General features: G+C 42.6%; 22 protein-coding genes and 1 tRNA gene. 11 read left to right on the top strand and 12 right to left on the bottom strand.

The genetic code is table 11. The annotated features are described in order from the left end of the window. Positions 1-188 precede the first annotated feature (188 nt). Entirely contained in the window at positions 189-398 is a 210-nt protein-coding gene (locus DI392_RS11450; protein WP_109320036.1) for a cold-shock protein, read from the bottom strand. A 387-nt stretch (positions 399-785) separates the two neighbouring features. On the opposite strand from DI392_RS11450, the gene DI392_RS11445 reads away from it, so the two are divergent. Next, positions 786-860, top strand: a tRNA-Gly gene (locus DI392_RS11445). 252 nt (positions 861-1,112) lie between these two features. On the opposite strand, the gene DI392_RS11440 is transcribed toward DI392_RS11445, so the two are convergent. After that, complete coding sequence (locus tag DI392_RS11440; protein WP_109320035.1) at positions 1,113-1,331, bottom strand: helix-turn-helix domain-containing protein; 219 nt, start codon at positions 1,329-1,331, stop codon at positions 1,113-1,115. Positions 1,332-1,526: 195 nt separating this feature from the next. On the opposite strand from DI392_RS11440, the gene DI392_RS11435 reads away from it, so the two are divergent. The 5 genes from DI392_RS11435 to DI392_RS11415 all read left to right on the top strand — a co-directional run bounded on the left by DI392_RS11435 (position 1,527) and on the right by DI392_RS11415 (position 4,805). Further along, positions 1,527-1,739, top strand: coding sequence for a hypothetical protein (locus tag DI392_RS11435; RefSeq protein WP_109320034.1), 213 nt, complete (start codon positions 1,527-1,529; stop codon positions 1,737-1,739). A gap of 9 nt (positions 1,740-1,748) precedes the next feature. Continuing rightward, positions 1,749-2,927 carry a site-specific integrase gene (locus tag DI392_RS11430; RefSeq protein ID WP_109320033.1) on the top strand — a complete coding sequence of 393 codons (1,179 nt, stop codon included), beginning with the start codon at positions 1,749-1,751 and terminating at the stop codon, positions 2,925-2,927. Continuing rightward, positions 2,924-3,235 (top strand): hypothetical protein, encoded by a 312-nt coding sequence (locus tag DI392_RS11425; protein ID WP_109320032.1) that lies wholly within the window; start codon positions 2,924-2,926, stop codon positions 3,233-3,235. The genes DI392_RS11430 and DI392_RS11425 overlap by 4 nt, the downstream gene beginning before the upstream one ends. An 82-nt stretch (positions 3,236-3,317) precedes the next feature. After that, on the top strand, positions 3,318-3,737 hold the full coding sequence (locus DI392_RS11420) for a YlcI/YnfO family protein (RefSeq protein ID WP_109320031.1): 420 nt from the start codon (positions 3,318-3,320) through the stop codon (positions 3,735-3,737). A gap of 273 nt (positions 3,738-4,010) precedes the next feature. Beyond that, positions 4,011-4,805, top strand: coding sequence for a DUF3800 domain-containing protein (locus tag DI392_RS11415; protein WP_109320030.1), 795 nt, complete (start codon positions 4,011-4,013; stop codon positions 4,803-4,805). A gap of 177 nt (positions 4,806-4,982) precedes the next feature. Here DI392_RS11415 and DI392_RS11410 read toward each other — a convergent pair whose 3' ends face one another. The 5 genes from DI392_RS11410 to DI392_RS11390 all read right to left on the bottom strand — a co-directional run bounded on the left by DI392_RS11410 (position 4,983) and on the right by DI392_RS11390 (position 9,386). Beyond that, the gene (locus tag DI392_RS11410) at positions 4,983-5,606 is read right to left on the bottom strand and encodes a hypothetical protein (RefSeq protein WP_109320029.1); all 624 of its coding nucleotides are present in this window, start codon (positions 5,604-5,606) and stop codon (positions 4,983-4,985) included. Positions 5,607-5,635: 29 nt separating this feature from the next. Beyond that, complete coding sequence (locus DI392_RS11405) at positions 5,636-5,998, bottom strand: hypothetical protein (RefSeq protein ID WP_109320028.1); 363 nt, start codon at positions 5,996-5,998, stop codon at positions 5,636-5,638. A gap of 308 nt (positions 5,999-6,306) precedes the next feature. Then, positions 6,307-7,464: a multidrug effflux MFS transporter gene (locus tag DI392_RS11400; protein WP_181388409.1), complete on the bottom strand. Its 1,158-nt coding sequence runs from the start codon at positions 7,462-7,464 to the stop codon at positions 6,307-6,309. Between the two features lie 167 nt (positions 7,465-7,631). Further along, positions 7,632-7,928, bottom strand: a complete 297-nt coding sequence (locus DI392_RS11395; RefSeq protein WP_109320026.1) for a Dabb family protein — start codon at positions 7,926-7,928, stop codon at positions 7,632-7,634. Between the two features lie 66 nt (positions 7,929-7,994). After that, positions 7,995-9,386: a PTS transporter subunit EIIC gene (locus tag DI392_RS11390; RefSeq protein WP_109320025.1), complete on the bottom strand. Its 1,392-nt coding sequence runs from the start codon at positions 9,384-9,386 to the stop codon at positions 7,995-7,997. Between the two features lie 389 nt (positions 9,387-9,775). Here DI392_RS11390 and DI392_RS11385 point away from each other — a divergent pair, with 389 nt between their 5' ends. Both DI392_RS11385 and DI392_RS11380 read left to right on the top strand, forming a co-directional pair. Beyond that, positions 9,776-10,708, top strand: coding sequence for an AEC family transporter (locus tag DI392_RS11385; RefSeq protein ID WP_109320024.1), 933 nt, complete (start codon positions 9,776-9,778; stop codon positions 10,706-10,708). Positions 10,709-10,947: 239 nt separating this feature from the next. Then, a complete protein-coding gene (locus DI392_RS11380) occupies positions 10,948-11,769 on the top strand; it encodes a histidinol-phosphatase HisJ family protein (RefSeq protein ID WP_109320023.1) in 822 nt (273 codons plus the stop codon). A gap of 182 nt (positions 11,770-11,951) precedes the next feature. On the opposite strand, the gene DI392_RS11375 is transcribed toward DI392_RS11380, so the two are convergent. The 3 genes from DI392_RS11375 to DI392_RS11365 all read right to left on the bottom strand — a co-directional run bounded on the left by DI392_RS11375 (position 11,952) and on the right by DI392_RS11365 (position 14,904). Continuing rightward, complete coding sequence (locus tag DI392_RS11375; RefSeq protein WP_109320022.1) at positions 11,952-13,148, bottom strand: lactonase family protein; 1,197 nt, start codon at positions 13,146-13,148, stop codon at positions 11,952-11,954. Positions 13,149-13,319: 171 nt separating this feature from the next. Next, entirely contained in the window at positions 13,320-14,435 is a 1,116-nt protein-coding gene (locus DI392_RS11370) for a sugar phosphate isomerase/epimerase family protein (protein ID WP_109320021.1), read from the bottom strand. A gap of 16 nt (positions 14,436-14,451) precedes the next feature. Next, positions 14,452-14,904: a C-glycoside deglycosidase beta subunit domain-containing protein gene (locus DI392_RS11365; protein WP_109320020.1), complete on the bottom strand. Its 453-nt coding sequence runs from the start codon at positions 14,902-14,904 to the stop codon at positions 14,452-14,454. A gap of 344 nt (positions 14,905-15,248) precedes the next feature. Between DI392_RS11365 and DI392_RS11360 the strand changes: the two genes are divergently transcribed. The 3 genes from DI392_RS11360 to DI392_RS11350 all read left to right on the top strand — a co-directional run bounded on the left by DI392_RS11360 (position 15,249) and on the right by DI392_RS11350 (position 18,315). Continuing rightward, positions 15,249-16,304, top strand: coding sequence for a sugar phosphate isomerase/epimerase family protein (locus tag DI392_RS11360; RefSeq protein WP_109320019.1), 1,056 nt, complete (start codon positions 15,249-15,251; stop codon positions 16,302-16,304). Between the two features lies 1 nt (position 16,305). After that, positions 16,306-17,268 carry a glucokinase gene (locus tag DI392_RS11355; RefSeq protein WP_109320018.1) on the top strand — a complete coding sequence of 321 codons (963 nt, stop codon included), beginning with the start codon at positions 16,306-16,308 and terminating at the stop codon, positions 17,266-17,268. Between the two features lie 129 nt (positions 17,269-17,397). Continuing rightward, positions 17,398-18,315 (top strand): LysR family transcriptional regulator, encoded by a 918-nt coding sequence (locus DI392_RS11350; protein WP_109320017.1) that lies wholly within the window; start codon positions 17,398-17,400, stop codon positions 18,313-18,315. A 91-nt stretch (positions 18,316-18,406) separates the two neighbouring features. Here DI392_RS11350 and DI392_RS11345 read toward each other — a convergent pair whose 3' ends face one another. Both DI392_RS11345 and DI392_RS11340 read right to left on the bottom strand, forming a co-directional pair. Next, entirely contained in the window at positions 18,407-20,308 is a 1,902-nt protein-coding gene (locus DI392_RS11345; RefSeq protein ID WP_109320016.1) for a methyl-accepting chemotaxis protein, read from the bottom strand. Between the two features lie 127 nt (positions 20,309-20,435). Further along, a complete protein-coding gene (locus tag DI392_RS11340) occupies positions 20,436-21,845 on the bottom strand; it encodes a carbohydrate porin (RefSeq protein ID WP_109320058.1) in 1,410 nt (469 codons plus the stop codon). Between the last annotated feature and the right edge of the window lie 206 nt (positions 21,846-22,051).

Raw genomic sequence — 22,051 nt, 5'->3', positions numbered from 1 at the left:
TTCTGGCCTTACTTCATACTTAAGTTCGTCGCTTACCACATATAAGTTTAGTGTACCCTGATCTCATTGCCACAAGACGACTAATTTGACATAGAAGGTGTGATTTTTGCCGCAACAAACTTAATACCGGACAAAAAAATAGCCAGTCTGAAGACTGGCTACCTACATCAACAGTAATTGTTAATTAATTACAGTACTTTAATGTTTTCAGCTTGAGGACCTTTTTGGCCTTGTGTCACTGTGAACTCAACTTTCTGACCTTCAGTCAGAGTACGGAAACCGTCCGCCTGAATTGCACTGAAATGAGCGAAAACGTCTGGGCCGTTTTCTTGCTGAATGAAACCAAAACCTTTAGTTTCGTTAAACCATTTTACTGTACCAGTCACTGTGTTAGACATAGTCTTCATTCCTAAATTGTGTTAACCCTTTATGGGCGTTGTTGATAGCGTGGAAAAAACAATTGCTACTTATATACGCCACAATGGAAAGGAAATTCTGACCAGTGGTACGGTAAATCTGTAAACAAAGCTTTTTTCTAGCCATGAATAGGCTATAGTAAAGCGGCTAAGTGTCAACAGTATTTATATTATTTTTTAGTGAATCGTTAAAATTCGTGATCCCGATATTCCTAATCCGGCGGAAAGAAAAACGACACCAACCTCAAACGGACACTATCACACCAACTTGATCATTTTTCACCCAAACAGTTGAGTTAATGACGATTTTTCTCCTCTCAGGGGTTCCATTTAAAAATGAGTGTGGCATTATAACTCCATCGACGCAGAGCGTGCATCGTATAATGGCTATTACCTCAGCCTTCCAAGCTGATGATGCGGGTTCGATTCCCGCTGCACGCTCCAAGTTCCCTCCCCTACTCTAACAATCCCAACCATTTGAAAAGTAAGCGCTTTAAGGCGTGTTTTTGTGTATCTGCCGTTTATATCTCAATGCTATTCCATGCCTCCAATCTAGTCTGGGGACCAAATAGGGACCATCTGGGGACCAACTAAAAAAAGGACTGTGTTCCCCTCATTTTTTCCGGTCCCTCTGAGTTCATAAGCCCAACATTAGGAAATCTAATGTCAAAAACAAAGCAGATCTGCAAACCAGATTTATTTTTCGATTTCATCGTCATTTACAACTTCAAGCAAATCACCAACCTGACAATCAAGATAGCGACATAGCTTTTCTAAAGTTTCAAATTCAATTCGATTGTTCGTTTCATGGTAAAGACGCGTAACAGTATTTCTGTTAATTCCTGATTCTCTTACCACATCTGAAATTTTTAACCGCTTAGCTCCCATGATGGCCGAAAGGTGGCATTTGATCATATTAGGCATCCATAAATAATTGATATCCCAAATTATACCGTAGGATCAGACTCAGGATCTAGGAGCTTTATAGGGTCTTATTAACCACTGAAAGTCTAAAAATGTACCTTTAGAGGGTTAAAAAGAGCTTGACAGGCACCCTCGCAAGGCAAATAATAACCCCTAAGAGGCACAATAAGAACCTTTGGAGGTTTTATGAATTACACCTACCTAACAACAGAAGAGCTCTCGTCTGTAATCAAATACGACAAAAGAGTTATTCGAGAACAACTCAAAGATTCAGTCCTATTTGAAGGAATTCATTACATCCGACCTTTTGGTGGAAGAAAAATTCTCTTCATCTGGGAAAGAGTTGAGGAAGAAATGTTGAATGGCGTAACAACTAATTCATTAGTTACCGGTATTTAAGGAGCAATTATGGGTAGCATTAATACCAAAAATAACAAACTATATCTGGACTTCAGATATAAGGGCGTACGGTGTCGTGAATACACACAACTGCCTGATAATAAGGCCAATCGCAATCGTCTAAGCCGATTATTAAAAACCATCGAAGCCGAGATAATGATAGGAAGCTTTGACTATACAAAGTACTTCCCGAGTAGTAACAAAGTTGCACAGTTTTCTGAAATTGATGCTAGAAAACGTCAGGCTAAAGCGTACTTCGAAGCAACAGATTCTCCAAAACTTCATGAGTTTTCTGAAATCTGGCTATCTGAAAAGAAAATCGAATGGCGTAAAGGCCATTACCAAGATGTGGAAGGCATCCTGAACAAATACATCATTCCGATGTTTGGTAATAAGAAGATCAGCGCCATCACTAAACAACAAATCTTAAGCTTTCGATCTACACTCGCCAAAGTCCCAGGTCGAAAAGGTAAAGAGTTAAGCCCTTCACGCATCAATCATATCATGACACCACTAAGAGTCATGTTGAATGAAGCCGCTGATCGATATGATTTTACTTCGCCATGGAAGAATATCAAAGCATTAAAAGTAGGTCGTACAGAAGTTGACCCGTTTAACCTGCAAGAAGTTGAACTGGTAATTGCACATGCACCGGAGAAGTACAAGCCTTACTACATCACTCGATTCTTTACCGGTCTTAGAACCGGTGAGATCGATGGACTGATGTGGAAAGACGTTAACCTGGAAAATAAAACGATTACCGTTAATCAAAGCCTTGTGCGCGGTGAGCTTTCAGACGTAAAAACAGAAGGCTCATACCGTGTGGTTATGCTGACTGACAAAGTCGCCGAAGCACTTCGAGAGCATAAGAAGACCGCTTATCTCAAAGATAAATACGTCTTTACTAACGATAAGCGACTTCCGTTGAACTATCAGACGGTGTCTAAGTCCATTTGGTACCCTACCCTTCGTAGAGCCAAACTGCGACCACGAAATCCGTACCAGACTCGCCATACCTATGCGACATTGCTGTTGGCATCAGGAGAAGCTCCGGAATGGATTGCCAACCAGATGGGGCACACCACAACGACCATGCTGTTCCGGGTTTACTCACGTTATGTGCCTAACCTGACAAGACGTGATGGAAGTGCTTTTGCACGATTTCTTGAGATGGGAGGTGAAGCATGAAATATTCGCCACTAGCTATCCACTGTACCAGCCTCTGCTTTGATGTGATCCAGCAGGCATCATTCAAAACAATGAATCACGACGATATTGATGGGTTTCGTGATGACATCTATCTGTTGATACGTGAAAGAGCATCCCTTTTACCGATTAAACACAAACGCGAGCACCAGTTTTTGTGTTACGTAACCGATGGTGTAATTCGTGTACTACATCAGTGTTTAAACAATCCTTCAGCACGGGACTCCGTGTGGATTTTAGCAGCACTTGAGTCACGAATTGATATCTCGATTAAAACCATCCTTCACTAAAGGTGAACAATCCCGCCTGTGCGCACAGTTCAAGTCCGAATCGTGCGCACACTTTCTTTTATTCCCAGTTTGATGTGCGCCCATGAAGAAAATAGTCGTAGTACTTAACAGCAATACTAACCGTCAATCCGCGAAGAAAAACATTCGCTTCGAGCATGAGTTATTGGCTGCAATTGAAGAAATTAGGCCTGAGGAAACTAGCTTCTCTCAGTGGGTGAAAGATGCGTGTAAAGAGAAACTTAATCGGGTTCATGGGGTTTCGGAATCGTGCGCACAATTTCCAAATACTCAGGATTCCGATGTGTATACATCGAACCATACGTGTGTGCGCACTCAAACACCGGAGATCGAAAGGTCTGCGGTAGAGTTGGCAATAGAATGGCACGAGCAAGGTATGTTCCACCAGCAGATTGCCGATAGATTAAATCAAATGGGAAAGCTAAGCCCAGATGGTAAGCGATGGACCAGACTGCTAATCCGGCAGTTTGTTAATCAAGACTAACCTGCCTGGCAGGAGGCCAGATATTTCTCAGCTTTCCTAAATTGGTTTCGCCGGGAAGTGAATTTTAGGAGGATCAGAGTCAAAACTGATAACTGATCTATTAACAAAATAAGCTAGGGCAGCCCAACAAAGTGCAACTGATTGCATTTAACCCCAAAAAGTGGCAATATGTGCAAATATTAACCAAATATAGCTGTAGCTCTCCAGATAATAATCATCAGATTTCCTTAGCTTTCACGTTAACTATCAAACAGAGAAGGAGTTTGGCCTTTAATGGATGAAGTCATTGCCTTTGCAGACGAAAGTGGTATTACAACAGGCTGTCCTTGTTACACGATTGGTATTCTTACCATCCCTAAAGACTACTTGAGTGAGTTTGATAATCAGATAAAAAGCTTAATATCAAAAAGTGGTATCAGGGGCGAACTGAAGTGGCAGAAAATTCGGAAAAGCGCAGGAAAACTAAATCTATGTACTGATATCGCCAAACTTGTTTTGGAAGGCCCGTGCTCTTTTCACTGTATTGTCGTTCGAAAGGATCTATATCGAAAGTGGCGGTTAGATGAAGAGGAAGCCTTTTTTACAACATATGACATCTTGCTCGCCAACACCTTAAAACACAAAAAAGGTAAAGCTACGGTAAGAATGGATCAAAAAAGTACTTCATATAGCAAGCAAGATGAAGTAGTTAAAATCATTAGTAACCACCTGATAAGAAAGAAAACTGGTAGTGCCGCAATCGAAGAGCTAAGTATGGAGGATTCAAAGCAGCACTTTGGCCTGCAGGCTGTTGATATTCTGACTGGAGCTGTAAATACCGGACATTGGCTCCAAATTGATGAAAATGCACAGATAGACCTAGCCAAGAAGATCGCGTGCAAGCGAATCGCTATGACACTTGGGTGGACCAAACTAGTTCACGATACGATGCCAAATCCCGAGTTCAATATCTGGCACTTCCCTCAAGAGTTCCGAAGCACCCCATCAACTGAAAAGGTAATGATCAATCTAGATGTGCCTGGCGTTTCCCGAGAACAGTTCGAGTATTGGGAAAAGGTATACAGTTAACCGCTAAGTAGTTTATTTCCGAGTGTGACTGTCCGGGCTTACCTAGACAGATATTGGTTATTCAACGCTAACACGCTTTGTCCCAGACCGAATCAGAAGACCCGGAATCGTAGTTGGGGGAATATTTGAGACTTAACCTTCTAGCCCAAATCAATCATTATGCTCTATGTTGAATATCTACATAATGATGGTTTTTAATACCCATAGAGTGGCTGCAAGAATTGGCAAGGCAAGCAGCACTCCTAGCATGACTGCAACGGCATATAACTCTAGGTAAACAAATAGCAAAATCAATGCAATAACAATGACGATTGGTGGAAGACAGTAGCGTAAGAAAATTTGCCAAATGATATTTCCCGCTTGCTCTGCCTTTGTGCCTCCTCGAGACCATGGATCATCATAATACTTAGCGCTATAAACCGCATCATGCGTTATCTTGTGGTTGTAATAATAATAACAATCATCTGAGTGACGGACGGTTGTGTATTCAAGATCCTTCGAATCGATATCGTATTTATCTTTGAACTTGTCTTTCATTTCTATCCGTATGCCACCCTGCTTTGTAGCTGATCTTTTTACAGATACAATTCTATTACCACGCTTTATCTCTTCGCTCGCAATGGTGGAGATTGCTGGATGAACAATCGATGGAATATGCTGTAAGTCCCAGCAAACGAAGCATAGTCCCCCCGTCTTTTTCTTTGTCGCGGGAAGAGTAGGTTTTCCACAATTGCGGCATGGTAATTTCTTAGCAAAGAAATTGCGGATTCCATCAACGACGGCGTGGCATTTAGTTCCCACTCTTATCCTCCCCTGTACATCGCCGGTGATTAGAATGCGTTGTGCTGTGCTGATGCCAAAGTTGCCAATCCTAGTAAAACTCTAACTTTTGAGCCATCTGAAAGTGTACCTACCCCAGAGCCACTATCTTTGTTGAACCCTACCAAGGTCATTTGAACCTCTCCTGTACGCCCATCATTACATGTAAATGAAACATCCAAGTAACTACCAAAATGCGGTGCGTAAGAGCCGTCACACTCCAACCCTTTTTGGTCTTTTAGCTTGAAGGAACCTCCGAGCGAATATGTAACATCACCACGCAGAATGGTTTCGTCCTTTATCTCCATCATTACTGGCGTTGTTGAGCAACCTACTAGAATCGTCATACAAAGTAATAAGCCCATATTTTTCATATTGTTTTCCCTTTAGCCCAGCCAAATACATCCCTAATGTACATATGTTTACTTTTTATGTTTGTGATTCATGTTTCATAACCATCTGATCAATATCGTACTCTGTTATTAGGAATTGAACTGAGTTAAGTCAAGAATGGCATAGCCTATAGAATTGCATACTATTACGTAAACATTAGAGGGTATACTCTAAGTCGCTAATGTCCCGAATCGAGCTAGAAACCCTGGCACAACCCTGGCGCAACCCTTCGTACTAGATTTACACCGGATAATCCGGGCAGTTTTTAATCAATACTGACTAATTAAACTTACTGTTTCACTTCTTTTGGAAGTGCCAAATTCGTAACCAGTACTAATCCAGCCATAACTAATACAGGAGGCCATAGCGTATCGTTGTGCAGCCAGGTTGTAATACCACCCATGACTGAAGCCACAATGAACTGAGATGTACCTAAAAGAGCTGAAGCTGATCCTGTATGTTTATAGTACTGACTGATGAATAAAGCGTTGGTGTTTGGGTAGATTGCCCCAAGAATTCCTACTGCCCCAATAATCCCCATAGCAAATACAGCAGCACTAACTTCCATCATTGTCATAACAATCAGTAACGCTACACATAGTGCCTGAATAATAAGAGCCCCGCGTAGGAGAATATGTGCGGATACCCTGTTTAACATATAAGCGTTTACTCTGTTCACGAGAATGTTAAATACTGTATTCAAAGCAAACACCACAGCAAATACTTGTTGTGTAAGACCAAAATGATCTTGATATATAAACGAAGAGTTGGTAACAAATACCATTATAACGCTGTAGCCACATGCCTGAACGACTAAATATCGCATCGCAGTTTTGTTTTTGAATGCATATCGGTAACCTTCAAAAAGTGAAAGGGATTTAAATGGCAAACGTCTGGATTGCTTGGGTAGGCTAGTTGCGGCAATTATAATAATAAGAAATGCATAGGCTGCCATAAAATAAAAAATATGTTTCCAGCTACCAAATGACAAAATAAAAGCACCAACACTTGGGGCTATTGCCGGCGCGATAATAAATATTAAACCTATTGAGCCAAATAGTTTTGCAGCAGCCATCCCTTTTTCTTTCTGCCGGACTAAAGGAGCCACACAAACAATCGCAAAGCCAGCTCCAATAGCCTGAACAACACGCATTAATTTAATAATGAACATTTGTTCTGCCCATGCGATAGTGAGACAAGATAGAGCGAAGATCCCTAAACCAACCATAATTAAAGAACGCTTTTCAATTCGGTCAGCTAATGGACCACCAATTAGTTGACCTAGCGCCATACCAAAAATGTAAAAACTGATAGTGGAAGCGATCGTGGATCCTGACACATTTAGGGCTAATGCCATGCCAGGAATACCAGGCAGATATGCGTCAACTGCAAAAGGTCCGGCAGCCATAATCATGGCCATTAAAATAACAAATTTCTGTTTGCTCATATCATTTATCATAAATAGGTAGAAAACGGCACGACAATAGATAGGACTGCCGATAGAAAACAACCAATTGATTAATAGGAAAATATTATCAATGTTAGAGATGAAACGACTTTGTTACTTCATTACCATTGCCGAAGAATTGCACTTTAGGAAAGCCCGAATTCAAATTAGAACTGATAATCAAATACAATGATATCCTCTAGCAACGGCCTAAACACCTGCTTCAACGCTTCATGCTCGGCATGTGGCAGATAGTTTTGCCGGCCAGTTTCATCCGCAAATGTCATCAATACCGAATGTGTGTAACCTTGATTCTTTACCTCAGGGCTATCATTGATGCCCCACTCGACTGAAACGACACCATCAACTTTTGCAGGCATTGCTTCAAATAACGACCTGAGCTTATCAATTTCAGTTTGATCAGATGATGCCTTAAATTTAATAAGTAAGATATGCCTAATCATTTAGGTTTTCCTTGTTAAAATAGATTTTAAATTACCAGGGATGGTACCATTTCCATCCCCGGTCACTTAAATCATATTAAGTATCTGTTGCCTGATTTCTTCAGATTTAGTACCAAATATTGCCTGAACACCGTTACCTGAAATTAACACTGCCGACGCACCAGATTTTTTCAGTAAATCCACATCAACTTGCAATGCGTCAGTTACCGTAACTCTTAATCGAGTAATACATGCATTTAAATGTGTAATATTGTCTTTTCCGCCAAGCGCTAACAGTACGTCAGGAGCAATATTAATATTGTCTCTGCTTTCTGACTGATTGTTTTCCCTTCCCTGCGATTTTATATCAAAATAGTTTATTGAAAATCTAAAGCTAACGTAATATATCAGTGTGTATATTGGACCGATAATAAATATATATTTACCATTGACTGATAATGGATTCAGGATGATAAAATCATACAATCCTTGTGAAAACGAGGTTGAATACTTAATCCCAAGAAGTTCCGCTACCAGATATCCTGAACCAGCCAAAAGCGCATGAAGACCAAGAAGTATCGGCGAACAATACATGAAAGCAGCTTCCACTGGTTCTGTAATGCCAGAAACAAAGCATGTCGCGGCCCCAATCAACATCAACTTCCCATTGCGGGCTTTATTCTGTTTTAATGAGGTGCTCCATATAGCGAATGCCGCTCCGGGTAGTCCAAACATTTTAAACAAATAGCCACCCGCCAGATGTCCTGCATTGGGATCCCCTGCGATAAAACGAGCCAGTTCGCCATGTACCGTAACCCCAGCAGCATTCGTATATTCACCAAATCCGAGCATAAATGGCGTATTCCAAATGTGGTGTATGCCTAGAGGAATTAGCAATCTTTCGATGGCACCATACAAGGCGAAAGTAACCGGGCTATTTGCATAAACAATCCCAGAGGTAAACTCTGAAACAAAAGCTTGGTAACCAACCCAGATTTTAGATAACAGCAATGCGCATATGATCGCCGCAGGAATAGCGGCAACAGGTACCATACGTTTGCCGGCAAAGAAGCCTAAAAACTCAGGTAAACGGGTCGCTTTAACATAGTGATAAATAACCGATGTGATAGCTCCGCTCACAATTCCCACAGTGATCCCACTGTGAAATTCTGTAACTCCATCCAGACTGACCGTTAAAACCTGGCATATAATAAAATAATTAACTACAGCACAGACCAACGCTATCGGATCCTTCTCCGTAAACTCAACCACGATGCCAACCGTCATGATTAACGGAAGCATGCTAAGTAATATCGACGAAGACTCGATAAGATAACGCCCAATTTCAGCATCCATTATTCCGGCATCGGTAGTTGAAAAGTTTACGAAAAATGTTATCAATGCCGTAATAGGGATAATGCACAAAGGAAGTACTTGAGACTTACCTATCCTTTGAAAAAAGGAAAATAAATTACCCATTATTTCACCTTAGATTAAATATATTAATTAAGTTTTGATTATATAAATTCAATATCGTACCCTTATAGTATCTTAGATACTCTAATACTGTGAAATCGTATATATGGATTCTCTGTATCGATAAGAACGATAATAAGAATATACTGTATTAGGATCACATCAGTCATTACTGACCCGCAGCTAATCCATATCGAAGATACCAGCTATTGATACAGTAACCTTCTGATATAAGGAGATATGTGAGCTAATAGCTATCATTGAAAGTTGCATCACTAATCAAAATGATGTAAAAGTCCTCAAAATGCTCAATAAGTACCTGCTCTAGAAAAGAAGCCACTTACCCATCATTTACAGTTTGAATAACATTAGATAGGCGCTAAAAAGAACTCATGCTTGATATTCTGTCAATCACAGGTCCAATATACCTTTCAATACTCCTGGGGCTACTAGCCACCCGTAATGGCATTTTCACTAAAAACGAACTACAGGTATTGGGTAAATTTGTCCTTAAAGTTGCGCTGCCGGCACTCGTTTTTAGTTCGCTGGCTGGGCGCCCTATTACAGAAATATTTAATACTACTTATTTGGCTGCTTATCTCATAGCCTCACTGATAAGCCTTATAATTGGTTATTATTCATCTCGTTATGTACTCAAAGAAAATCGACTGGCCGCTACCTTCAATGCCATGGGTGTGTCATGTTCAAATAGCGGATTTATTGGCTTCCCAATCCTTCTTTTGATCGTACCTGATGTAGCCGGTGTGGCGCTTGCCTTAAATGTTATCGTTGAAAATCTGGTAATGATTCCATTATTGCTCATCATGGCAGAACGCAGCTGCTCGGCGGGGCACGCGATGCTGGGTAAGACTCTAATTGGCTTGACTAAAAACCCACTTATGATCGCATTAATAACAGGCACATGCGTCTCTGTTATGGAAATTCCGCTACCTCAGGCGATAACACGGACCGTTGAGCTGTTTTCAAGGGCAAGTGGGGCTTTATCTCTATTCATTATCGGCGGGACCCTAGTCGGGCTCTCAGTAAGAGGCATGAACCATCAAATTTTTCCAGTCGCACTGGGTAAGTTATTGTTACACCCAATTACCATTCTGGCCACGATCTGGGTTCTTCTGAAATTTGGCTTTCCACCTTTGGAAACAGATTTACATCGAGCGATCATCATAATGGCCGCTATCCCGATGATGGGGACCTACACTATTTTAGCCCAGGCTTACGGCCAGGAGCGTACCGCATCCGCCATCATGCTATTTACGACCATGTTATCTTTCTTTACGCTGAGTGGGTTATTAATGGTAATTTAACTCGTTCATCCGTTTTTTAATCTCGAAAACAAAGATATAAGCGGTAGTGGTAATGAAAACAAAACAGATTTAATTAAACGAATACCAACCATTTTACTTTTTTGGATTAGCTTTAATCTGTCAAACAGCTGATGATCACTGCTGCTCGCTATAATCAATTATGCTATTATTGATGGGTTTATTATTGGCTGAATTGACCATACCAATCTATCCACTTATCCAATTAAAGGCAGAGTTAAATGTATATCGATTACCATGTTCATACTGATTTTAGTGATGATTCAACGTACCCGATGGAAGATGTCGTCAAAAAAGCTATCGCTTTAGGAATTCAAGAACTCTGTTTTACTGAACACGTTGATCATGGTGTGAAATCTCCTGCCCTGACCTATCAAAAAAACAAAATGGATACGGGCTCCAGTTGCCATTATGAGAGTTATCAGGCTGAATATTTGCGTATAAAAGAAAAATATTCTCGCGATATTTCCCTAAAATTTGGTATCGAGTTCGGTATTCAATCACACACTATCTCGGAATTTCAACAAGACTTTAACCAATATCCTTTTGATTTCGTCATCCTCTCTTGCCATCAGGTAGAAAACCAGGAATTCTGGACGCAGGAGTTTCAGAATGGAAGAACTCAGGAAGAATTTCAAACCCGTTACTATGAAGAAATTCTCAATGTCATTCGTATCTATAAAGATTACAGTGTATTAGGACACCTGGATATGATTAAACGCTACGACGAATATGGCAATTATCCATTTGATAAGACGAAAGATCTAGTAACTGAAATTCTTAAAACGGTTATTGAAGATGGTAAAGGCATAGAGATAAACACCTCTAGCTTTCGATACGGACTAACGGATTTAATGCCATCAAGAGATATTCTTCGGTTATATAAAGAGCTTGGCGGAAAAATCATAACCATTGGTTCTGATTCGCACCAAGAGGAGCATCTTGGCTATCAAATTGAAGAAGTAAAAAATGAATTAAGAACCCTCGGATTTGATTCGTTCAATACCTTTGACAAAATGAAGCCAGTTTTCCACAAGCTTTAATAGTACAATACTTGTTGGCTTCTCGATTTATCATGAAGTTATCCTGACTAACCTATAGATATTCCCACCTTAGAAAGGCGTAATCGAAACACCTTTTAGTTTGATTGTTTTTTATTCCAAATGAAAAACGACCACCGTTTTAACCGTGGTCGTCTACTATATGAATTAAATCATCAAACCATTTAGAAACTGACTAATTCAACATATACCGGCTGAGGTACTTCTACAGAATTAATCAGAGAAACGCCCCCCGTCTCTTCATCTACGGCATACACTTTCAGCAAATTATCCGGGCGGTCAGCAAGGAAAATGTACTTACCATCACTAGTAAAGGTAAAGCTTCTGGCCGCTAATCCCGGATGGATCGATTTTGCCAGTTTTGTATATCCTTTTCGACTTAACATGCCGTCTGATGACACCTTAAAGCAAACTAACGTATCTTCGCCACGGTTATTCAAGTAGACGAACTTGCCCTTAGGATGCACACGAATTTCCGCAGGTTCATTGGGATATAAGTAGTTATCAGGCAATGTTGACACTTGGTCAATCAGCACCAATTCACCACTCGCAGGATTAAAGTTCATTGATGCAACTTGCGAGGAAAGCTCGAGAGTAAGATAAACCCTATCGTCACCGAAAAATTCCAGATGTCTCGGGGCGCTTTCTTCAGGGAACTGATAGAAATTAATCAACTTCAGCTTGTCACCAAACTGATAAACATAAATACGATCGGTTCCTTTATCGCAGACGAGCAGATGCTTTCTGTCCGGTGAGAGCACGCAGCTATGCGCGTGTGGCCCCGACTGAGCATGACCTCCTGCCTGTAAAGAACCATTCGGATCTTTCCCGTGCCCCTCAAGTACCACGAGATCAGATATTTGTTCCACTGAACCGTCATCGCCAAGGTTATACACAATCACGGAAGAATCATCATAAAGGTAATCCGAAGTCCAGCGACCATCCTTGAATACCGCCTTCTCAATATGATCAAAGCCCCCGTGATTAGCACTGACCAGCCTGCGGCCTTCACTATCCAGGTTCAGAAAAGTCGGAAACGGCGTGGGAGCCAGACAGGAATTGATTGGCGTTAACTCACCACTGGCCTGATCAACTGAAAGTGCAAATACACTTGCCGGGGGAGAAACCGGGCCTCTACCGTCGTTTTTCCGCTCATCAACAGAATAGAGAGTATGGGTCTGCTTATCAAATACCAAATAACCAGCCTGCGCTGGTTGTGCTACATGGCTAATTGCTTTGATATTCTCCACTCCCTCCTTCACGGAAAAAGTATAAATCCCTCCGGGATGAGTTTCATCGCCATATGTGCCGACATATGCGAAGGCATGCTCAAAATTTTGATTATCAGCTGATGTCTTCACTTCTTCTTACCTTTAAAACTGTATTCATTTGACATAACTGGCTGCTAAGCAGTGTTTATAACGCATCGTTTGCAACGTATTATTTATAAAACATTGCTTACAGCACAGCTATCATGAAATTTAATGTTAATTAATTATGTTTCTAACACATTCACGTTATCGGTCAGGCTATTAACCGATTAGGCGCTTCATCATTTCCTGATGACGGCGAACCTGTTCAAATTCGTCCATCATAGAATCTTTAAAGCGATCCTGGAAATACCGTTGACCTTCATATTCCGTGTTCAAATAACCGGTATAACCAGCTTTTTTCAGCTCACGAATCGGATTCTCATAATCAATCGCAATATCCTGATACTGACCCGGTTTTCCAGGAATTTCTGTCATGTTATTGAACTTAGCATGGATGTGAGTCACATGTTTTGCCAGCTCGCCCAAAGTTTTGGCACTGGTGTTCGAAAGCATAATACCCTCAGCAACAACGCTGTAATCCAAATCTGTTGGGTTTTTAACATACTTCTCAGCAAGTTCTTTAATTACAGCAAAAGCTGATTTGAAGTCGTCAATACACTCACCCGTATTGATGTAACGAGTAAATGAAGAACGCACGTTACCTGCTGTATGATTTTCAACATCAACCATCTTGAATGGCGCGTTACCACTTTTAATCATGCCAGACAGAGCTACTGATGCTTCTGCAGATTCAGGGGCTGCGCCACGACGAATAAATCCATCCAGAATAGCTTCTGAAGGTCGGGTCCCAAAAATACCGAAGTCTGGAACAATGCCTAAATGCTCAGTGTTGTGTTTTTCTGCAAACTCAACAATTTCAGAAACATAACGACCTTCTAATGACATTGGCTGGTGAACTTCTTTACCCAGTCTGATATCCAGTGCTTCAGCAAGTGGAAGAGCTTTAATCAGGACTTCAAGTGGAACGATAGACAATACACGCACATTGCTGAAACCAAGCATTTTTGCCAATGTAATATCGTGTCTTAAGCGTTCTGCACATTCGTCATAGCTCATCACATGATCACGGAATTGAAGAACATCCATGCTTACATCCATCGCTACTGGAGTTAAGTTATGTTGTTCAATCAATCCATACCATTTCTTCATAAATTGAGGATCTGGAACCGGATATTGAAGTGACATCTCGTCAATCAACTCAATGCCGGTCGCACCATCAAGGTTGTTTGCGACTTCCTCAAGCTGTGACTCTAAAGTAGACTCTTTAAAAAATTGAGACTGTTGATAACTATAAAGTGATACACCACGTTTCATAACCTTTCTCTCCCCCTTACTTCAGAGCCAATTCATATGAGACTATACGAGGCGTTTTATCCGAACCCGCGCCAGTACCTGGCTCAGGTGCACATTTCACCCACTCTTCATCGGTTGGCATGTAACCGTATGCTGCAAGCACGGATTGCTGAAACTCGATAGTATGCATGCCCGGCTCTAAACCGCCTGGAGCCGCAATATGTAAGATGCCTTCATCTACATAATCCCAATGCTCATAGACTGCTTTAGACAGCTCTGCATAAGTTCTTGGTTTCTTACCGTTGATCTCAAAGGTTTGCACTGAATTTGGGTACTTAACTCCATCTACAACGATGTAGTAGCCATTGTGTAAGGATAGGAAAACACCACGATAATTGGCGTTTCTAACTTTAAGTTTGAATCCTACAACTTTGCCATCTACCACTTCGTTTTCTAAGCTATCCCTGTTAATTAGATAGTTATCAAACATAACGACTCCGCATTTAAATAAGTTTAACAATAATATTAACGACTCATGTCCCATATTACGCTACATTAATTTTTTATCCGTTCAATCTTAAATTAATTCTTTTGTGACAAATAACATAAAAACGAATATCCCCATTTATACAAACAATAACCAACCAATACAGACCAACAACAAAAAACGACAAAAAACAGATATTTACAAGCACATCATCACTACTATCCATAGACCAAATACTAGAAATCTATATTATAGATTTTATAAATTCTTTTACTCGTGCTATTAGTAAATTAAATTACAAAAACAATACTACCGTTAATATCAATCTTATTAAAAGAGTACGAAAGATGAATAAAATTAAAGGTCCTGCTATTTTTTTAGCACAATTTATTTCTGACGAAGCACCATTTAATACCTTAGAAGGTCTTGCCTCCTGGGCCGCTGATAAGGGCTTTAAAGCGGTGCAGATGCCAACCCTTAATCCCGAAATATTTGATCTGGAAAAAGCCGCCAATGATCTAACTTATTGTCAATCTGTTCAGGCAACACTGAGTAAATACGACCTGGAGATCAGCGAACTATCAACTCACATTCAGGGGCAGATGTTTGCCGTACACAGCGCCTACAGCGATCTGATGGATCAGTTAGTCCCGGATGAGGTCAAAGGTGATCCGGAAAAACGTTTCGCCTGGGCTAAAGAACAGATGAGTTTTGCTGCCAAAGCGTCACACAACCTTGGATTAACCGCCATTGCTACCTTCTCAGGCTCGCTACTCTGGGCTTATGTCTACCCGTGGCCACAACGCCCTAAAGGACTGGTCGAAGAAGGATTCAAAGAGCTGGCAAAACGCTGGTTACCTACACTGAACGAATTTGACCGTTATGGTGTAGACCTCTGCTTTGAACTGCATCCGGGTGAAGATCTGTTTGATGGCGCGACATTCGACCGTTTCCTGGCTGAAGTCGACGGACATCCAAGGGCAAATATCCTGTTCGACCCTAGCCACCTGCACTTGCAGTGCATTGATTATCTTGGTTTTATCGACAAATACCACGCCCGTATAAAGGCATTTCATGTTAAGGATGCTGAATTCAATCCAAGTGCAAGTCAAGGGGTATTCAGTGGCTATGCTGACTGGGTTAACCGTGCAGCGCGATTCCGTTCACTGGGCGATGGCCAGATAGACTTTAAAGCGATCTTCAGCAAGATGGTTCAGTATAACTATGCCGGTTGGGCGGTACTTGAATGGGAATGCTGCCTGAAAGACTCCGAACAGGGTGCGGAAGAGGGTGCTAAATTCATTGAGGAGCAGCTGTTTACTCCAACACAAAAAGCATTTGATGACTTTGCCGCCGGCGAGGACTCCCAACAGATAAACAAAAAACTATTAGGATTAGCATAATATGAATACACGTATTTTAGTTGGTGATATTGGAGGAACAAATGTTCGTCTGGCGCTGTTCAACACGGCAAATAGCGAACTCTCGGATGTACGCACTTACAGCGTCTCTGAATATAGCTCGCTGAGTTTGATTCTCAAATCGTACCTGGAAGTATTTGGCGCGGGTATCAACTCTGCGTGTCTGGCGATTGCCTGCCCGATCACCGGCGATAAGATCGAGATGACAAACACTCCGTGGAGCTTTTCTATCTCAGAAACAAAAGAAGAGCTCGGGCTGGAAGAATTTTTTGTGATCAATGACTTTACTGCCATATCACTGTCTGTTCCTCAGCTGTCCGCAAAGGACGTGATTCAGGTTGGCGGTACTAAGAACGAGATCTGGTCCCCTATCGCTGTATACGGACCGGGAACCGGCCTGGGTGTGGCGCAGGTTTTAAAAGCTGAAGATAAGTGGCTGAGTTTGCCGGGCGAAGGCGGACACATTGACCTGGCAACCCGCTCAAAATGGGAAGATGCACTGCTGAGCTATTTGAGGGATCAGTTTGGCCGGGTATCCGTAGAGCGGGTACTCTCCGGCCCGGGACTGGTTAACCTGTATAACGCGATCATGCACGAAAGCGGCGAAGAGCCGGATAACCTGCTGCCGGAGCAGATCACGGCGAATGCGCTGTCAGGCAGTAATGCTCACTGCGTCAAAACACTTAACCTGTTCTGTGAAATGCTGGGCCGCTTCGGCGGTGAACTGGCCTTAATCTGTGGCTCACGGGCCGGGGTTTATCTGGCTGGTGGTATTCCACCAAGAATTATCGACTTCCTGATTAACTCAAACTTCAGACGCTGTTTCGAGGATAAAGGCAGACTATCCGCATTTGTAAAAGATATCCCGGTCTATCTGGTCACCCATGATTTTCCTGGACTGCTTGGTGCCGGCACCTACTATACCAACAATACCAAACATCAGTAATTCTCGCTTAACCCTGGCCGCCGCATAATTGGCGGCCATTCTCCCAAAATAAGTGCTGATAGCTGGCACTATCCCCAATTCCCTTTTACATTTTTATTAAATAATCGTTCTGTTATTCAGGAGCATACTATGCATCTTAAAGGTTTAGATCTAAACCTACTCGTTGTTCTCGATAAGCTATTAGTTGAAAAAAATGTCACCCGCACCGGTGAGCTAATCAATCTCAGTCAATCCGCGACTTCCGGTGCTTTGTCCCGGCTAAGAGAATACTTCGATGACCCGTTACTGATCCAGGTCGGGCGAAGTATGGAACTCACCCCCTTTGCCCAACATTTAGCCGAGAATATCCACGATATTGTGCGCAGATGTGAGTCGGTTATTGAGAGTAACAAATCCTTTGACCCGGAAACTTCTGAGCGCGTATTTCGTATCAATGCTTCAGACTCAACCGCGGCGATCGTTTTGAACTCTGTGATTAAGGAAATAGCGCAAACCGCCCCCAATATCACACTGGAAATATCGTCTATCGTTGATGAACCGATTAATGAATACCTTGAGAAGGGCTATCTTGACCTGATTATTACACCGAGTGAACTGACATCGAACCAACATCCGTCCGAACACCTTTATTTGGACACGCTGGTTTGCGTCTGCTGTAACAGTAACCAGGACTTTGATACTGAGATTACACTAGAGCAGTATACGGAGCATAAGCATATTATTGCTAACTTCAGCCGTACCATAGGCCGCGCGCTGGATGACACCTATATCGCCAGAGCCGGCGTGATGCGGAATGTTGGTCTCATCGTTCCTACATTCAGTGTGCTGGTCAATCAAATCATAGGCACAAATTTTATCGGTACGGTACAGAAACGATTTGCCATGTCGTGCCAGCAGTACTACCCGATCAATATCTTTGATTGCCCGGTAAAGCTGCCCAAGATTGAGATACGACAACAGTGGCATACCCACAGCTCAAATGATTTCGGCATTTTATGGCTGAGAAATATTATCCTGAAACACTGCCAGCAACTGGAAGCGCTATAACGCTCCTCAATCAGTATTAGGATAAGCCTGATATTCTCAGACACGCCAAGGACGGCGTATCAGGGACATCAGGCCATGTAGATTATTTTTTTCAATCCAGTTTAAACAGCAACACCTCCCCTTGTAGTCGCTCTGCCACCTGTTTCTGCTCTTGCGCACCTTTGGCCTGCTCTCTGGCTCCCCGGACCATCTCATGCGTTACATCACTGATACTCGTCATATTTCTTGAGATCTCCTCTGTAACCGAAGTCTGCTCCTGAGCAGCCGTGGCAATCTGATTTGTCATATCATTGATCAACGCCGTTGAATGGCTAATATTTTCCAGGCTGGTGTTAACCAGCTCAACACTCTCTACCGATTGGTCCACTAACGACAGGCTATGCTGCATCACTGAAACCATGCGCTGCACCATCCCCTGCAACTTGTCTATGGTTACTTTTATCTCCTCCGTTGAGCTTTGCGTCCGCAGAGAAAGCAACCTGACCTCGTCAGCAACCACCGCAAAACCACGGCCATGCTCTCCGGCGCGGGCCGCTTCGATCGCCGCATTCAAAGCCAGCAGGTTAGTCTGTTCAGCCACATCCTGAATCGATTCCAGCACCTGCGTTATCGCACCCGCGTAAGTATTCAGCTCCTGCGTCGTACCACCAGCCTCCTGCAACTCAGCAGCCAAAGCACTAATAGACGCTTTACTGCACTCCACCAACTGCACACTCTGTGCCGACTCTTGTGCTGAATCTACCGCCGCTTGTGCTGTCTGCTCAGCACCTTGCGCAATCTGCTGCGCTGCGGCGGCCATCTGTGTCACCGCGGTGGCCACCTGGGTTATCTCGGCACTCTGACGATCAAGCTCGCTACTCTTACGCTGCGCCACTGTCAGGATGATGCCGGACTTGTCCGATAACGCGAGCGCCTCATGCCGAATATTTTTAATCAAATTGCACTGTTGATTCACAAAAGCATTAAAACTAGCGGAAAGGCGCCCGACTTCATCCGCACTTTTAACCGGTAACTTTTGCGTCAGATCCCCATTTCCCGTCGCTATCTTATCCAGTGCCAATGCCACGGTGGTCAAAGGCGCAACCAGGCGGATACTGATCAGATAAAAGATGGCTATACAGACAAACAAAAACAGCAAAATATAAGTCAGCTTCCAGATCAACGTATGGTAGATAGGTGTGATCAGCGATCCCCAGTTAATCAGCGTCACCGTCATTAATTCAGTACCAGAGATAGGCTGAGCAAACAACAGGAACTCTTCTCCCTGGCGCATGATCATCGCCCCTTTTTGCCCTGCGTTCATCGCCTGCTGGATATCATTTTGTATGACACCCACAACGGATACGTCCTGATTCAGCAAATCAGCAGAGAGGTGGGAAAAAATAATCCCCTGACTATCCACGATCATCACCTCACTCTCACCGGGAAGGGCAATTTTCTCCATACTTGCCAAAATCGTATCCAGGCCGATATCCGCACCCAGTACCCGTGACTCGCCATTCAACTGCACTTCAACACCAAGCGAGATAACTGTGTTTCCCATGGCCGAAGGATTGGGGGTACTCACATAAACGTCTCCCGGACTTGCCTTCGCATTCACATACCAGGGCCACGCACGCGGATCACTGCTCAGCGGATTATTCGGGTCTTTTTTCAGTACGATGTTATTCGAATTAAGCTGGGAGCCATCCGGATAAGCCAGGAATACCACATTGTACCCTGCCGAATCCCGGATTTGCTGCAAATGCGCGATAAGTGAATCTGGTTTTGCCTGCGCTGGCAATGCTCGCAGCGACTGTCTTTTATAGCTAAACCAGTTAGCCACATCCGCGTTGTAGAGATCAACGGAGCTTACCACCCGGCTGGTAAGATTCTCCTTTAAGATAGTTAGCTCTGACCGAAAAGCCATAATCGCAACCGTCAGGCTTCCTGCCAGAATAAACAGACTGGCGACAAAGGTAAGTTTAAATTTAAGTGAGTTTAGCCCGGTCATCCTGGAATTTCCTTGTTAGACAAACTGAGGATCTGATGAGATATAGAAAAAATAATTGAAGACAAAATAGACGGCGATTAGTGCCTCTTGTTTCCCGCATCCTGCGGGAAACAAAGAGAGTAAAAGATTAGAACCAGAACAGTTCAACCTGCACACCAGCACTCAACTGGTCGTCAAACTGACCGTTACCAAATGCATAGCCTGAATCACCCAGGATCTCATTGTCGGTCGATTCCAGATAAGTTGCATAGAAACGAATCTCAGGTCGAGAGCGCAGCATACTGGTAGCGACCTTAAAGCTATGGAACAGTGTCATCTTATAGCCGGATTCATCGTAATCCTGGTTATTAACTGTGTTGGTCTGAGTAAAATAGCCCAGCTCTACACCGGTCTGGTTATATTGATCCCAGATCCAGGCAGGACGCACGGCTAGGCGCAAGGTTTCAAAATCGGTATGCGAGGTCAGCATTTCATAGCTGTACACATCCTTACCGCCACCAATAACAAAAGAGTTCGCCACAATCAGTTTATTATCCAGAAAATACTGTTCACCCTGGGACATCAATCGCCAGGCTGTACCATCAGTATGCTCGCCGGAATAATTGTTATTTTCCCCGGTAGCAATCAAACCACCAAACTGAGCATTAGCATTACTGATATCCGCCATATGACCTGCCATCGAATTATTGGCAACGTTAATCACATACTCGTTGAAACCCATGGTATCAAAATCCTGATGCAAGGCAGCGAGCACGTTATAGGCGTCTTTTACTTCATAATAGTTTCCTGAACCTTCCGCACTCTTCACTGCATCAGATTTATTCGCCGCCTGGTACGTTGCATAAAAAGACAGAGAAAGTTTATCGGCCAGCGAAATATTCTTAAGTCGTAGATCTATTTTATTAGTATTCAGAGCAACCGAATTACTACACCCGTAATAAGTATCTGACTTATCACAATAATCAAAGTCTTCTCTGATCAACGCAATGTCCATCGCACCATTAGATAATGCAATATTTTCAAGACCAATACCCGCAGCGGATGAAGCCTTATAACCATTCCAGTCCAGCATCTGCATTTCATAATCTCGCATGCGGTGACGACCTACCCAGAGGTTTGCCTCAGGTAATGCAGGGAGGAAGCCAGAAGCATTCACATACATATCTGAAAACTGCATAAAATTGCCATCATTATCGTTATCAAACGACTCAGATGACTTACTCAGCTCCATATCGCCATCGAGCTGAACATGTGCGGTGACCTTTTTTTCATTCGCTTCATAGATTCGCTGGTTGAGCATGATATCAAACCAACCGTCATATTCATTACCAAAACGTCCTAATCCACCAACAGCATAAGCCTCAGGTGCACCCTCATCCCCGGTGGCATAACCGGCGCGGAAATATCCGCTAAGGGAGAAACCATTCTGAGTAGCAAAATCAGTGAATACTGGCGCAGCCTCTTCGGCCAGGACACTCTGAGCGCAAACCAGTGGCAAAAGTAGAGACAAAGGATTAAGTTTAAATTGCCGCTTCATTTTATTTACCTCTTTCATTTCATATACCTGTATTGTTTTATGCCATGACAGCATTTTTATTGCGTAAATATACAAAGCAGCAGCTAACCACCCTGCATATATACATGGTTCTTCTTTAAAAATAATTATTATATTTTTACTATTTCTCAGGCTATATGCATCCAAGTCGTCAATTCGAAATGAATACAAAAAGACTAATCATTTGG

Origin of the sequence: Vibrio albus (genome assembly GCF_003144035.1) — a bacterium.
Lineage (GTDB): Bacteria > Pseudomonadota > Gammaproteobacteria > Enterobacterales > Vibrionaceae > Vibrio > Vibrio albus.
The sequence above is the reverse complement of the archived record's forward strand: the minus strand, read 5'-3'. Positions and strand labels throughout refer to the sequence as shown.

Bases quoted from the DNA above. Each gene is read 5' to 3' on its own strand.
- DI392_RS11450 (WP_109320036.1), bottom strand. From the start codon at position 398: ATGTCTAACACAGTGACTGGTACAGTAAAATGGTTTAACGAAACTAAA.
- DI392_RS11440 (WP_109320035.1), bottom strand. From the start codon at position 1,331: ATGATCAAATGCCACCTTTCGGCCATCATGGGAGCTAAGCGGTTAAAA.
- DI392_RS11435 (WP_109320034.1), top strand. From the start codon at position 1,527: ATGAATTACACCTACCTAACAACAGAAGAGCTCTCGTCTGTAATCAAA.
- DI392_RS11430 (WP_109320033.1), top strand. From the start codon at position 1,749: ATGGGTAGCATTAATACCAAAAATAACAAACTATATCTGGACTTCAGA.
- DI392_RS11425 (WP_109320032.1), top strand. From the start codon at position 2,924: ATGAAATATTCGCCACTAGCTATCCACTGTACCAGCCTCTGCTTTGAT.
- DI392_RS11420 (WP_109320031.1), top strand. From the start codon at position 3,318: ATGAAGAAAATAGTCGTAGTACTTAACAGCAATACTAACCGTCAATCC.
- DI392_RS11415 (WP_109320030.1), top strand. From the start codon at position 4,011: ATGGATGAAGTCATTGCCTTTGCAGACGAAAGTGGTATTACAACAGGC.
- DI392_RS11405 (WP_109320028.1), bottom strand. From the start codon at position 5,998: ATGAAAAATATGGGCTTATTACTTTGTATGACGATTCTAGTAGGTTGC.
- DI392_RS11400 (WP_181388409.1), bottom strand. From the start codon at position 7,464: ATGAGCAAACAGAAATTTGTTATTTTAATGGCCATGATTATGGCTGCC.
- DI392_RS11395 (WP_109320026.1), bottom strand. From the start codon at position 7,928: ATGATTAGGCATATCTTACTTATTAAATTTAAGGCATCATCTGATCAA.
- DI392_RS11390 (WP_109320025.1), bottom strand. From the start codon at position 9,386: ATGGGTAATTTATTTTCCTTTTTTCAAAGGATAGGTAAGTCTCAAGTA.
- DI392_RS11385 (WP_109320024.1), top strand. From the start codon at position 9,776: ATGCTTGATATTCTGTCAATCACAGGTCCAATATACCTTTCAATACTC.
- DI392_RS11380 (WP_109320023.1), top strand. From the start codon at position 10,948: ATGTATATCGATTACCATGTTCATACTGATTTTAGTGATGATTCAACG.
- DI392_RS11370 (WP_109320021.1), bottom strand. From the start codon at position 14,435: ATGAAACGTGGTGTATCACTTTATAGTTATCAACAGTCTCAATTTTTT.
- DI392_RS11365 (WP_109320020.1), bottom strand. From the start codon at position 14,904: ATGTTTGATAACTATCTAATTAACAGGGATAGCTTAGAAAACGAAGTG.
- DI392_RS11360 (WP_109320019.1), top strand. From the start codon at position 15,249: ATGAATAAAATTAAAGGTCCTGCTATTTTTTTAGCACAATTTATTTCT.
- DI392_RS11355 (WP_109320018.1), top strand. From the start codon at position 16,306: ATGAATACACGTATTTTAGTTGGTGATATTGGAGGAACAAATGTTCGT.
- DI392_RS11350 (WP_109320017.1), top strand. From the start codon at position 17,398: ATGCATCTTAAAGGTTTAGATCTAAACCTACTCGTTGTTCTCGATAAG.
- DI392_RS11345 (WP_109320016.1), bottom strand. From the start codon at position 20,308: ATGACCGGGCTAAACTCACTTAAATTTAAACTTACCTTTGTCGCCAGT.
- DI392_RS11340 (WP_109320058.1), bottom strand. From the start codon at position 21,845: ATGAAGCGGCAATTTAAACTTAATCCTTTGTCTCTACTTTTGCCACTG.